Annotated in this window: 10 protein-coding genes; 4 read left to right on the top strand and 6 right to left on the bottom strand. The window is 74.8% G+C overall.

Translation table 11 applies throughout. The annotated features are described in order from the left end of the window. The first annotated feature begins 53 nt into the window (after positions 1-53). On the top strand, positions 54-971 hold the full coding sequence (locus OO57_RS35795; RefSeq protein ID WP_033256976.1) for a glycosyltransferase: 918 nt from the start codon (positions 54-56) through the stop codon (positions 969-971). An 85-nt stretch (positions 972-1,056) separates the two neighbouring features. On the opposite strand, the gene OO57_RS35790 is transcribed toward OO57_RS35795, so the two are convergent. Continuing rightward, positions 1,057-2,643 carry a carbohydrate-binding protein gene (locus tag OO57_RS35790; RefSeq protein ID WP_033256975.1) on the bottom strand — a complete coding sequence of 529 codons (1,587 nt, stop codon included), beginning with the start codon at positions 2,641-2,643 and terminating at the stop codon, positions 1,057-1,059. A 406-nt stretch (positions 2,644-3,049) separates the two neighbouring features. Between OO57_RS35790 and OO57_RS35785 the strand changes: the two genes are divergently transcribed. Together OO57_RS35785 and OO57_RS35780 are read left to right on the top strand one after the other, a co-directional pair. After that, complete coding sequence (locus OO57_RS35785) at positions 3,050-5,626, top strand: DUF7617 domain-containing protein (RefSeq protein WP_234337665.1); 2,577 nt, start codon at positions 3,050-3,052, stop codon at positions 5,624-5,626. 143 nt (positions 5,627-5,769) lie between these two features. Continuing rightward, the gene (locus tag OO57_RS35780; protein WP_051778681.1) at positions 5,770-6,168 is read left to right on the top strand and encodes a helix-turn-helix domain-containing protein; all 399 of its coding nucleotides are present in this window, start codon (positions 5,770-5,772) and stop codon (positions 6,166-6,168) included. Between the two features lie 38 nt (positions 6,169-6,206). On the opposite strand, the gene OO57_RS35775 is transcribed toward OO57_RS35780, so the two are convergent. The 4 genes from OO57_RS35775 to OO57_RS35760 form a co-directional block, all read right to left on the bottom strand. Next, positions 6,207-6,809: a ClpP family protease gene (locus tag OO57_RS35775; RefSeq protein ID WP_033256977.1), complete on the bottom strand. Its 603-nt coding sequence runs from the start codon at positions 6,807-6,809 to the stop codon at positions 6,207-6,209. Between the two features lie 23 nt (positions 6,810-6,832). Continuing rightward, on the bottom strand, positions 6,833-7,483 hold the full coding sequence (locus OO57_RS35770) for a ClpP family protease (RefSeq protein ID WP_033256974.1): 651 nt from the start codon (positions 7,481-7,483) through the stop codon (positions 6,833-6,835). A gap of 210 nt (positions 7,484-7,693) precedes the next feature. Continuing rightward, complete coding sequence (locus tag OO57_RS35765) at positions 7,694-8,275, bottom strand: hypothetical protein (protein ID WP_033256973.1); 582 nt, start codon at positions 8,273-8,275, stop codon at positions 7,694-7,696. Positions 8,276-8,293: 18 nt separating this feature from the next. Continuing rightward, positions 8,294-10,312 carry an FUSC family protein gene (locus OO57_RS35760; RefSeq protein WP_158715355.1) on the bottom strand — a complete coding sequence of 673 codons (2,019 nt, stop codon included), beginning with the start codon at positions 10,310-10,312 and terminating at the stop codon, positions 8,294-8,296. A 433-nt stretch (positions 10,313-10,745) separates the two neighbouring features. Here OO57_RS35760 and OO57_RS35755 point away from each other — a divergent pair, with 433 nt between their 5' ends. Beyond that, positions 10,746-11,564: an MBL fold metallo-hydrolase gene (locus OO57_RS35755; protein ID WP_033256971.1), complete on the top strand. Its 819-nt coding sequence runs from the start codon at positions 10,746-10,748 to the stop codon at positions 11,562-11,564. A gap of 199 nt (positions 11,565-11,763) precedes the next feature. On the opposite strand, the gene OO57_RS35750 is transcribed toward OO57_RS35755, so the two are convergent. After that, complete coding sequence (locus OO57_RS35750; RefSeq protein WP_033256970.1) at positions 11,764-12,357, bottom strand: NADPH-dependent FMN reductase; 594 nt, start codon at positions 12,355-12,357, stop codon at positions 11,764-11,766. Between the last annotated feature and the right edge of the window lie 73 nt (positions 12,358-12,430).

Raw genomic sequence — 12,430 nt, 5'->3', positions numbered from 1 at the left:
GAATAACCCGCACCCGCACCCGCACCCGTACCCGTCGCCCGGAGGAACGAACCATGGCCGTGCAGCCGACCGTCAGCGTCGTCATCCCCACCTACAACCGCGCCGACCTGCTCGGCCACACCCTGGACGCCCTCGCCGGGCAGGACCTGCCCGCCGAGCAGTTCGAGGTGCTGGTCGTCGACGACGGCTCCACGGACGGCACCGCCGAGGTGGTCCGCGCCCACCGGGACCGCGGCCGCCTGCGGGTGCGCTACTTCTTCCAGGAGGACGAGGGCTTCCGGGTCGCCGCCGCCCGCAACGTCGGCATCGCCAACGCCGAGGGCGAGGTGTGCGTCTTCGTCGACTCCGGCGTCCTGCTGCACTCCGGCGGCCTGCGCGCGCACCTGGACACCCACCGGGCCACCGAGGGCCCGGCCGCGGTCTGCGGCTACGTGTACTGCTTCAACCAGGACAACGAGGACGCCCGGGAGATCCGCGCCTTCGTCGACCCGGCCGAGCCGAGCGCCGCGATCGAGGCGCTGCGCGCGGACGGCCGCTGGCCCGACTACCGGGAGGGCTTCTACGCCCGCAACGAGCACCGCTTCCACGAGCTGCCCGCGCCCTGGTTCCTCTACTGGACGTGCAACACCTCCGCGAACACCGAACAGCTGCGCTCCGTCGGCATGTTCGACGAGGCGTTCCGCTGCTGGGGCGGCGAGGACATCGACCTGGGCTACCGGCTGCACCTGGACGGCGCCCGCTTCGTCGTCAACCGGGAGGCCGCCGCCCTGCACTACCCGCACGAGAAGGCCTACGACGAGCGGGCCGTGAGCGCCGTGGACAACTACCGGTACATCGCGGGCAAGTACGCCACCCCGATCACCGACCTGCTGACGATCGTCCCGACGGTCGACTTCCTCACCGTCAACGACCGGATCACCGAGCAGGGCCTGCCGCGCTGCGCCGACTTCCTGGCGGCGCAGCGGGGGTGAGACGGCGGTCGGCCCGCCCCGGGGTGCGGGGCGGGCCGACGCGGGTCGCGCGGGCGCGTGGTCGCGCGCCCGGCGGGTCACCCGCTCACAGGGTCACGGCCTTGCCGCCGATGGTGACGACCAGGCGGCCGTCGGAGGCGAAGGACCAGGCGAGGGCGCCCGAGTAGGAGGCGCAGCGGGAGCCGTTGGTGCCGGACCAGAACTGGTTGCTGGAGTCGGCGTCGCCGATGGTCTTGTCGTTGGAGCCGCTGACGGCGAAGCGGCAGGAGGTGTTGTTGCGGAACACCGAACTCCCGGCGTCCCAGGAGTAGTTGCGTTCGGCGTTGTCGATGCTCAGGTTGTTGGAGACGGCCATGCTGCCCGGGTTGCTGTTCCAGGTGAAGCCGTGGTGGCCGTTGCGGTAGGCGATGCTGCGGCGGACGGTGTGGTTGACCGCGATGTCGTCGCCGCCGAGCTTGTAGCCGTTGCGGTCGCCGTTGGCGTTGACGGTGCCGTTGGAGAGCGTCCCGTTGCCGTAGGAGAGCGAGTCCTCGATGGTGACGGGGCCGATCGGGCCGGTGTCGGTCTTGGTGTAGAGGTCCCAGCCGTCGTCGATGTTGTTGTGCGAGACGGTGTAGCGGAAGACGTTGCCGGAGCCGACGGTGAGCTTGGCGGCGAAGCCGTCCGCGTCCTCGCCGTCGGAGTCGGCGTTGTCGTGGGACTCGGCGCCGAGGATCAGGTTGTCGGAGGGCCACTGCGAGGCGGGGGTGCTGGAGGAGATCCGGCCGAGCTGCAGGCCGGAGTCGCGGTTGTACCGGGTGACGGTCCGTTCGATGACGTTGTGGCTGCCGCCGACGTAGATGCCGTTGTCCCCGGCGCGCTGCACGGTGAGGCCGTACACCCGCCAGTAGTCGGCGTTGACGACCAGCCCGCGGTTGGCCGGGTCCTCGCTCATCGCGGAGAAGTCGAGCACCGGCGTCTCGCCCGGGTACGCGGACAGGGTGGTGCGGGCGGAGGCGGTGCCGTTGCTGCCCGCGGGGACGGTGACGGTCTTGCCGTACGCGTAGGTGCCGCCGCGCAGGTAGATGGTGCCGCCGGGGGTGATCCGGGAGATCGCGGAGGTGAGCGTGGTGGGGGCGGACTGGGTGCCCGCGGCGCCGTCGGTGCCGTTCGGGGCGACGTAGAGGGCGTTCGCGGTGGGCGGGGGCGTGGTGGTGGAGGAGGTGGTGACCTCGACGTCGAGGTAGTCCAGGTTGGGCAGGCCGGCCGAGGTGGTCGGGTTGAGCCGGACCGTGTTGCTGCCCGAACGGACCGGCACGGTCACGGACTTGGTGGTCCAGCCGGTCCAGCTGCCGGTGCCCTCGAAGGAGAGCGTGCCGCTGGCGGTGCCGTTGACGGCGAGGTCGGCGGGCCGGGCGGTGGTGGTGCCGTTGGCGAACCGGAACTGCAGCGTCGCGGTGCCCGCGGCGGTGGCGTTCACGGTGAACTGGACGTACGCGCCGGTGGCGTTGGTGCCGTTGCAGAAGCCGGAGCCGGAGAAGCCGGTCCAGTCGGAGTCGACGGTGCCGGTGCAGACGGCGGGGGAGGCCTCGGCCTCGTAGCGGGTGGCCGCCGCGTTGGCGGGCCCGGTGGACAGCACGGCCACGGTGCCGGCCAGCAGGGCCGCGGACGTGAGGGCTGCTCTCTTGCGCATGCGTTCGTCTCCAGGTGGGTGGGGTCACGGATGTGAACGTGGGGCGGGTGCGGCGCCGCTCCAAGGACGGTAGGAGCCTGTCCTGGGCGCGTCAATGGACTTGTACGTGACTGTGGTTCATGCATGTGAACCCCAGGGCTTTGGGCAGGTCGGGGCCCGGGGCGCCCCGGAAACTTCCCGGCGTCCGGCCCCGGAACTTTCAGGCGGGACGGGCGAACCGCGTGTCGAGGGGCGGTCGGGCGTTCGTTTTCCGCGACGACTATCGGCCTGACGGATGGTCATATTCGGTCATGGTGTGACCAATGGGAAAAGTTGGGTCCGGAGCGAACGGCCCGCCCCCTTACCTTGGTCCGCGGCGTGACCTGACGATCCGTCAGGTCAGCTGCTGATCCGAGGTGGAGAAACAGTGCTGAGAAGCCCGCGTCCGCCCCTGCCGATCCGTCGAGCCGACCGAGCCCGTACGCCGCGCGCCGCCCTGGCCGCGGCGCTCGCCACCGCCCTGCTGCTGCTCGGCACGGGCGGCGCCCTCCCCGCGAGCGGCCGGGCCGCCGCCGCGGACGCCGCCACCGCCGCCGACACCGCGTCGGGCTCGGCGCTGGTCAAGAGCGTGCAGAACACCACCCACCCCGGCGCCGCCACCGCCGAGCACGGGGACACCCTCAACTGGACCGTCCAGTACCGCAACGGCACCACCGGCGACACCCCCGCCCCGGCCGCCGTCACCGACGCGATCGCCGGAGCGGGCGGCGCCCAGACGTACGTGCCCGGCTCGCTGAAGGTGCCGCCGGGCTGGACCGCGTCCTGGTCGACCGACGGCAGCACCTTCGGGCCGAACGACACCGGCGCCGCCACCGTCGCCGTACGGGCCGAGAACCCGGTCGCCCGGGCGGGCGGCACGGAGGTCTCCCCGCTGCTGCTGGCCCCCGTCCAGCCCACCGCGCAGGCCACCGGCGGCGACGGCTACACCCCGGTGCTGTACCGCACGCCCACCGGCGAGGTGCAGGCCTGGAGCATCTACCACCACGCCTCCCCGGCCGCCGCCAAGGTGGTGTGCAGCAGCCTCACCACCGGCCAGCCCTGTACCGGCGGCCCCTGGCCCCGCCCGCTGAACAGCGCCGCCGGGCCGCTCGGCACCGGCAACACCGGTGACCTCGGCAGCCCGCTGACCTCCAAGTACGTGCTCGACCCCCAGCAGCCCCACCTGCTGTACCACCCCGTCTCCACCGCCACCGGCGTCGGCATCGCCTGCCTCGACCTGGCCGCCCACGCCAACTGCGGCTACACCGAGCTGGCCGCCAAGGGCACCAGCCCCAGCAGCGCCAACAGCCTCGCCGGGCTGGCGAAGGTCGGCGACAACCTGTACGCCGTCGCCAGCACCGGCCAGGTGCTCTGCCTGGCGCTGCCCGCCCGCACCCCCTGCGCCGGACAGCCCTACGGCCCGGTCGTCGTCCCCAACCACGACCTGCCGGGCAACCCCAACGCGCTCTACCAGGGCGGCCTGACCACCGTCGGCGACAAGGTGTTCGCCTCCTCCGCCCCGCAGGGCGGCGGCTCCAGCGTCACCGGCCCGCCCGCCATCGGCTGCTTCGACACCACCACCAACGCCGTCTGCGCGGGCTGGGACACCCCGCACACGGCCGGACCCAACTCCGCGTACTACACCTACGACGCCTTCACCGCGTACGACACCGCCGGGCACCCCGACGGCGTCTGCACCAGCACCGTCGGCGGCGCCACCGTGCTGACCACCTGCTACGCCGTCGACGGCACGCCGCTCACCGCGCCCACCGCGCTGTCCGCTTTTAGCGGCGGGACGCTGAGCTTCGACCCCGAGACCGTCACCACCGACGACGGCACCCGCAGCTACTTCCCCCTCTGGGGCGGCAGCGGCGGCAACGGCGCCACCGTCTGCTACGACTGGACGGCCGCCGCCCCCTGCGCCGGGTTCCCGCAGCCCGCCACCCACCCCACCGCCAACAACGGCGTCACCCGCGACTACGGCTACCGCTACGACAGCACCACCCGCTGCCTGATCGGGCTCGGCGACGCCGGGATCCTCTTCTCGATGGACCCGGCCACCGCCGCCAGCCCCTGCATGCACAGCGGCGCCACCGTCACCCTCGCCCCCGCCGACTTCTACTGCGACGGCACCACCGGCCACGTCCAGGCCTACACCCGGGCCCGGCTCACCGGCCTCGACCTCACCCACCTCGACCTCGCCGCCTCCCGCGTCCAGGTCACCGACCCCGACGGCACCCTCGTCGCCAACCCCGGCCTCGCCCCCGACGGCACCGTCGACCTGAGCGGCATCGACCCCGCCGCCCACCCCGCGCTCACCGTCACCGCCCAACTCGTGCTCACCACCACCGGCGACTTCACCGCCACCAACCACCCCATGCTGGTCGTCGAGTACCGGGGCGACGCGCCGCAGGTCTGCTTCCGCACCACCGTCAGCGCCGACTGCGCCACCACCACGGTCAGCAACACCGCGACCGGCACCGACGCGACCGGCGCGCTCACCTCCAACACCGTCACCACCGCCGTCGCCCCCGGCAGCGCCTGCCAGCCCAAGGTCAGTGTCGAGAAGGAGATCTGCGGCTCCCTCAACCCGCACGACTGCGGACCCGGCGGACCCGGGCCCTGGGCCAAGACCAGCCCCGTCGGCCTGCTCGGCCTGCTCGGCACCGCGTACTGGCGGATCACCGTCACCAACGCCGGACCGGTCGACGCCGCCCAGGTCACCGTCAACGACGCCACCACGCCCGCCTGCCGCACCGCCGCCGGGACGTTCGCGCTGGCCGCCGGGAGCAGCCGCCAGATCCACTGCCACTCGCTGCTGCTGGCACTGCCGCTGAAGAACACCGCGTCCGCGAACTTCGTCGCCGCGAACGCGCCCGCGGGCACCACCCCGACCACCACCGCGGCGTCCTCCGCGGTGGCCTGCTCGCTGCTGTGCATCCTGGCGGTGCCCGGCAAGGAGTAGCCGCACCACCACCGCAGCGCGGCCCGGCCGCCGGAGGAGCCACCAGCCTCCGGCGGCCGGGCCCGTCCTGCCGGAGGCGCCCTTCTGCTGAGGGCAGAGCGGCGCGGGCCCCCGCCGGGGCGCGCGCTGCCTAGGCTGGGGAGATGACGACCCACACCGCCCCCGCACCGGCCGACACCCGGACCCGCATCGTCCCGCTGCGCCCCCGGCCGGAGGCGCCGCGGCCCGAGCAGCCCAGGGAACCGCTGCTGCGGGACGTGGTGGGCGGTGTCCTGCGACGCGAACGCCTCGCCCAGGAACGGACGTTGAAGGACGTCGCGGAGGCCGCCCGGATCTCCGTGCCCTACCTGTCGGAGCTGGAGCGCGGCCGCAAGGAGGCCTCCTCGGAGGTGCTCGCCGCCGCCGCCCGGGCGCTCGGCCTCGGGCTCGGCGACGTCCTCTCGCTGGTGCAGCAGGAACTCGTCGCGGCCCGCAGCACCACCGCCCCGCGCGGCCGGACGGCCACCGCGGGCCGCTACGGCGGGCTCTGCCTGGCGGCCTGAACGGCCGCCCCGCCGACAGCCGCCCGCCGCACCGGGGTTCAGCCGGCGGGCAGGCGGCTGTTCAGCACCCGGTCGGCGAGGCCGTACGCGACGGCCTCCTCCGCGCCGAACACCTTCTCCCGGTCCATGTCCGCCCGCAGCTCGGCCACCGGGTGCCCGGTGTGCCGGGACAGCACCTCCTCCACCTGGGCGCGGACCCGCAGCACCTCCTTGGCGGCCAGGCTCAGGTCGGAGACCGTCCCCCGCTGCCCGCCGCTGGCCGGCTGCCCGAGCAGCACCCGGGCGTGCCGCAGCACCGCCCGCCGCCCCGGGTCGCCGCCCGCCAGCAGCACCGCCGCCGTGGAGGCCGCCTGCCCGACGCAGTAGGTGGCGATCGGGCACTGCACGAAGCTCATTGCGTCGTAGACCGCCATCAGCGCGGTGTACGACCCGCCGGGCGAGTTGAGGTAGATCGCGATCTCCTGGTCGGGGCCCGCGGACTCCAGGTGCAGCAGCTGCGCGATCACCGCGTTGGCCACGCCGTCGTCGATCTCGGTGCCGAGGAAGACGATCCGCTCGTTGAGCAGCCGGCTGAACACGTCGTACGAGCGCTCGCCCTGCGCGGTCCGCTCGATCACGTACGGGATCGGGTAGGAGGCCATGGTCATCGGGTGGGAGGTCATGGTCACAGCCCCGCCCGTCGCCGCGACGCCCCGGCGCCGACCTCGGGCAGCGACTCCACCACCCGGTCGACCATCCCGTACTCGCGGGCCTGCTCGGCCGTGAACCAGCGGTCCCGGTCGCCGTCCCGGGCGATCGTCTCCGGGCTCTGCCCGGTGTGCTCGGCAGTGATCCGCTCGATGGCCCGCTTGGTGTACTCCAGGTTCTCCGCCTGGATCTCGATGTCGGCCGCGGTGCCGCCGATGCCCGCCGAGGGCTGGTGCATCATGATCCGCGCGTTCGGCAGCGCGAACCGCTTGCCCGGCGCGCCCACCGTCAGCAGGAACTGCCCCATGCTGGCGGCGAACCCCATCGCCAGCGTCGACACGTCGTTCGGGATCAGCCGCATGGTGTCGTAGATGGCCAGCCCCGCCGTCACCGAACCGCCCGGGCTGTTGATGTACAGGCTGATGTCGGTACCCGGGTCCTCCGCCGAGAGCAGCAGCAGCTGCGCGCAGACCCGGTTCGCCGACACGTCGTCGACCTGCGTGCCGAGCAGCACGATCCGCCGGGCCAGCAGCAGCGCCGCCAGGTGGTCGTCGAACGGGCTCGGCGGCGTGTCGCCGTCCTCCGCCCGGGGGTGGAACTGCTGGAGGGTACGGGGCAGTGGGGTCATCGCATCTCCCGGTGCTGACGGAGGGTCGGTGACTCCACTCTTGCCCCCCGGCGGCCCCCGGCGAAGGCTTCTCTGCCCGCCGCAGATTCGCTGCGGGCAGAGGGCGGGGCCGCCGACGTGCCGAAGCGCCGAAGCGCCGACGTGCCGACGTGCCGACGTGCCGACGCGCCGACGGGGTGCGGGCGGCCGGTCGGCCCCGGCCCGGCAGGATCAGCCCTGCCCGCTCGCGGACGGCGGCACCACGAGACCTCCGACGGCCGGAACCGGACTGCCCCGCTCCACCACGACCTTGCTGCCGTAGTGCCCGGTCAGGCGGGCGGCCTCGTCCGGAGCGCCGGTGGGCGTCATCACGCTCACCCCGGAACCGTCCTCGAGCGGACCGCCGCCGGTCACCGCGATCCCCTGCTCCCGCCAGTAGGGCGCGTCGCCGATGATCCGTCGCACCAGCGCGAGCATCTCCTCGCGGGAGAGAGCGGCCGGTCGGAGGACCAGGACCACCCCGGTGGCGCGCGCGCGAACGGCGGCGTCGAGACCGCTGCCCGGTTTCCGGTACACCGTCACCGTGCCGGAGCCCTGGTCCAGCACCGTCCCCGCGTACCACGCCGTGAACCGCTCGCGCACCAGCCGGTCGACCTCCTCCGCCGCGCGGGACAGGGCCGCGCCACCGGCCGGAGCGGAACTCGCCGTCCCGGCTGACGGGGGCCCGCCGCCCCGCACCTCGGCGCAGCCGCCCGAGGACAGGCACACCGCGCACACCACCACGGGGATCCACCGATCGAACAGGCGCCGCACGGCACTCCCGTCTCGCGTTCAGGGCCGACAGGTTGCAGCACTCCGACGCACCGGACGGGAGACCGGTTCCGCCCCCGGCCCCCCGCGACCCGCCGCGGCCCCGAGCACAGCCGTCCTTGGCATCCCGGCGGGCACCGGCACGTCGCGCAGCTGCTGTGCGGCCCGGGCGTTGCGCCCGACCCCGGAGGCCCGCGGCGCGGGCGCAGCCGAGCGGTAGCCCTCCGTCGTTGCCGCGCCCGCCGCGCGCCCCGCGCCCGCCGCGCCCGCCGCGCCCTCGCGGCCGTCCAGGCGGTGCAGCCGCTCGGCGAGGCGGTGCAGGTGGTGGCGGGTGGCGTCGAAGTGGCGGTGGTCGGCGGGGGCCGGGACGGGGGCGAGCGCGGCGTCCACCGCCCGCTCCACCTCGTCGATCAGTGCGCCCCACCGCTCGGTCGCCCCCCGCCGCCACGGCGGCTCGCGCCGGACCCGCTCGAACTCGGCCCGGGCCAGGGCGAGTTGGAGGTGCGGGGCGAGCGCGGTGCGCGGGCGGTGCGGGGTCAGCGCGAGGGTGGCCTGCTCGACCGCGACGGCGAGGCGGCGGGCCAGCGCGAGCTGCCGGTGGCGGGGGCCGAGCAGCTCGCAGGCGGCGGCCGCGGCCAGGCAGCCGATCGCGCAGGAGGCCAGGTTGGGCAGCAGCAGCGGCAGGCCCGGGTCGCCCGCGAGCTGGGTGACCGTCATGACCACCGTGGCCAGCGCCGCCGCCTGGTACAGGTAGCCGGTCCCGGACAGCGCCGGGACCAGCCCGGCCGCCGCCGCCAGCACCCCCAGCAGCGCCCAGTCCGGCCCGGCGCAGGCCAGCACCAGCCCGCTGCACAGCAGGCCGAGCGCCGTCCCGCAGAACCGTTCCAGCGCACGGCCGGTGACCGGCCCGACGTCCGGACGGCACACGAAGGTCACGTTCAGCACCGCCCAGTACGGGTGCGGCAGGTCGAAGTACGCGGCCGCCGCGCCCGCCAGCAGCAGCGCCAGGCCCACCCGCAGGCCGCACAGCCAGGACCGCGGATCCCTCGCCGCCGCCCGGGCCGCCCCCCACCGCCGCCCGGCCCGCCAGTCACCCGCCGTGACCGGAACCGCCCCCGCCGACGCCTCGGGCAGCACCGCGGCCCGCGCCGCCCGCACCAGCCGCACGTCCAGCGGCCCGCACCCCGGCGGCCACGGCCCGTCCAGCGCCGGGCGACCCGCCGCGACCCGCTCCGCCTCGGCGCGCAGCCGCCCGGCCAGCGCCGGATCCGCCGACAGGCCCCGGGCCCCGGCCGAGGAGGCCGTCTCGGCGAGGACGAGCAGCCCGGGCAGGTGGCGGGCCAGCAGCGGGCCGCCGCCGACCGCGCCGGTGTGCCGGGCCCGTTCCAGCACGTCGTGCAGGGCGCGCCGCCGGGCCGTCCCGGCGGGCCCGGCGGCGTCCGGTTCCAGCACCGCCGCGCAGCCCGTCAGGCACTGGGCCAGCAGCGCCCGTTCGGCCCGGCCGCGGAAGAAAGGCCGTCCAGCCAGTGCCAGCGCGACCACCGACAGGCCGCCCAGCAGCATCAGCGCCGGAGGCAGCCAGAGCGGCCCGGGCAGCGGCAGGTCGAGGGCCACCTCGGCGTCCATCAGCAGGATCATCGCGCCGAGAGAGCCCTCCGGGCCCAGGCAGGCCAGCGCCCCCGCCACCACCCCCAGCGCGGGCAGCACGTACGGCGCGACCGGCCCGCCCTCGGCCGTCAGGGTCGCGAACGCCCCTGCCACGCCCAGCAGTTGCGGAAGCAGCATGGTGACCGCCCGGTGCCGGTAGGCGGCCGCCACGTCGGTCAGCACCGCCGAGAGCGCGCCCAGCGCCACCATCACCCCCTCGGCGGGCCGCCCGGCCAGCAGGCCGAGACCGGCCGGGGCGGTCACCGCCAGCAGCGAGCGCCAGGCCGCGGACGAGACGGCGGGCCGCCGCCGGGGAGCACAGGTCTGCCGCACCCAGGGCAGCAGCAGGTCGGACCGGAGCGTGCGGTGACGCCCGTGTCGAAGAGTTGACATGCGGCACATGCAAGGGGACGGCGCCCCGCCGCCACCCCGACCCCGCCGCCGCCCTGCGCCGCCTGGAGGCGGGATTTCGCTTGGCCGGGGGAGACCGCGTGACCTTCCGGTGTCCCCCGGACGGAGCGCGTAACCTCCCGGCCCCGGGGGCGGGCTGCTCAGTGCCCGGGGCAGCGCCGCCCCCAGCACCAGCCCCCGGGCCCGCGCCTCGGTCACCTTCTCCGCTCCCGCCGTCCCGTTCCTCCGTTCGCCCGCTCCGGGGCCCCATCCCATCACGGGCGCGGTGCGCGACTGCTGGCGCGTGCCGGAGGGCCGGGCGGGACGGGTGGACCACGAACGGGTGATCTCGGGAGGGTTCCGCCACGTCCGGGGCCGCGGGCGTGGAGGGTGGGGTGGTACGTGCGTAGAAGACGCACAGCACGATGGAGGATCCATGCGTCTGGTCTCTAGTGGCCGGCTCCATGCCACGTTCGAGTTCGGCGACCTGCAGGTGGTGTCGTTGCGGGACGGGTACATCGACATGCCGCCGACGCGCCTGCGCGGGGAGGACGGGCGGGCGCTCGACGTGCTCCCGGCCGCCGTTCCGCTGGCGGGCGAGAACCTGCGGCTGTCGGTGAACGCCTTCTTCGTCACCGACGGCACGTGGTCGCTCCTGATCGACACCGGTGCGTCGAACGTCTGGCACGACCCGACCATGGGGTTGGTCTACGAGGCGCTCGAGGAGGCCGGGGTCGACCGCGGCTACATCACCGACGTGGCCATCACCCACCGGCACGAGGACCACGTGAGCGGTCTGATCGCGCCGGACGGTTCGGAGGCGTTCGGCAAGCTCGAACGGGTGTGGATCGGTGCGGCCGACGCGTCCGTGTTCACGGGGCGGCTGGAGCCCATCCGCGACCGGGTCGTGCCGGTGTCGGAGGAGGTCGCGATCAACGGCTGGGCGACCGCGCTCCCCGCGCCCGGCCACACGCCCGGGCACACCGTCTACGACATCAGCAGCGGTGGCGGGCACCTGCTGGTGTGGGGCGACACCGTCCACGTACCGACGCTGCAGTTCGGCCGGCCGGAGGTGTCCTGGGAGCTCGACGGCGACCAGCCCCGCGCCCGGGCCGCGCGGGCGGCCCTGCTCGAACGGCTCTCGCAGCCCGACCACTTCGTGGCCGGGGCGCACCTGGACTCCCCCGGTATCGCCCGGGTGAGTCCTTCCGGGGCCGGTTACGCGCTGGAGTACCTGGCGGCGCCGATCGGCTGACCCGACCTGACCGGCAGACCCGACCTGACCCGACCGGCCGCGCCAGGGCGTGCGGCCGCCCGGCACCGACGGCCGGGGACGGGCGCCTCGCGGAACGACGGGTTCCGGGGCTGCCCGGCCCCGGCCGTGGCGCGCCCGCCGCTGCCGGTGGCCGGGGACGGTGCTCGGCGGGACGGTGCTCGGCGGCCGGGCTCGGGGCTCAGCGGAGGCTTTCGGTCGGGGTCTCGGCGAGGACGCGCAGGGTGGCGAAGTCGACGACCTGGGCGGCGATCTCCTCCAGTTGTGCTTGGACGCGGTCGTCCTTGCAGTCCCCGGCGGGCGAGAAGCGCGTCGTCGAGGTGTTGATGGCGGCGCCCAGCGGTGTGGGCCAGCCGCGCAGGGCGTGGGTGACGTCGCGCAGGGCGGCCAGGGTGGAGGCGGCGCCCTGCCAGCCGTTGGCGACGGCCACGCATCCGACGGCCCGTTCGCTGAAGTAGGGCCGGGCGCCCTCGCGCAGTTCCTCGACGTGGTCGAGGGCGTTCTTGACCAGGCCGGAGATGCCGCCGTGGTAGGCGGGGCTGGCCAGGACGAGGCCGTCCGCGCCGGAGACGGCAGCCAGGAGCCGCTTGGCCTGCGGGGTGGTGGTGCCCTGCCGGGGGTCGTACATCGGCATGGCCAGTGCGGGGCCCGCGATCAGCTGCACTGACGCGCCGCGTCTCTGGGCCGCGTCCAGGACGATCCGCAGGGCCTGTTCGGCGGTGGACCCGGGCCGGCTCGAACCGCCGACACCGACCACGTTCACGATCCGGTGCACTGGTTGCGCCTCCTTCTCTTCTCGGGGATCTGGGGTGTTCGCGGTGCGGGTTGCGGTAGGGGCGGGCGGGCGG

This window comes from Kitasatospora phosalacinea (assembly GCF_000717185.1).
Taxonomy (GTDB): Bacteria; Actinomycetota; Actinomycetes; order Streptomycetales; family Streptomycetaceae; genus Kitasatospora; species Kitasatospora phosalacinea_A.
The sequence above is the reverse complement of the archived record's forward strand: the minus strand, read 5'-3'. Positions and strand labels throughout refer to the sequence as shown.

What these genes read in the sequence shown, in the direction of transcription:
- OO57_RS35760 (WP_158715355.1), bottom strand. Translation starts at nt 10,312, where the DNA reads ATGTCAACTCTTCGACACGGGCGTCACCGCACGCTCCGGTCCGACCTG.
- OO57_RS35770 (WP_033256974.1), bottom strand. Translation starts at nt 7,483, where the DNA reads ATGACCCCACTGCCCCGTACCCTCCAGCAGTTCCACCCCCGGGCGGAG.
- OO57_RS35790 (WP_033256975.1), bottom strand. Translation starts at nt 2,643, where the DNA reads ATGCGCAAGAGAGCAGCCCTCACGTCCGCGGCCCTGCTGGCCGGCACC.
- OO57_RS35775 (WP_033256977.1), bottom strand. Translation starts at nt 6,809, where the DNA reads ATGGCCTCCTACCCGATCCCGTACGTGATCGAGCGGACCGCGCAGGGC.
- OO57_RS35780 (WP_051778681.1), top strand. Translation starts at nt 5,770, where the DNA reads ATGACGACCCACACCGCCCCCGCACCGGCCGACACCCGGACCCGCATC.
- OO57_RS35755 (WP_033256971.1), top strand. Translation starts at nt 10,746, where the DNA reads ATGCGTCTGGTCTCTAGTGGCCGGCTCCATGCCACGTTCGAGTTCGGC.
- OO57_RS35795 (WP_033256976.1), top strand. Translation starts at nt 54, where the DNA reads ATGGCCGTGCAGCCGACCGTCAGCGTCGTCATCCCCACCTACAACCGC.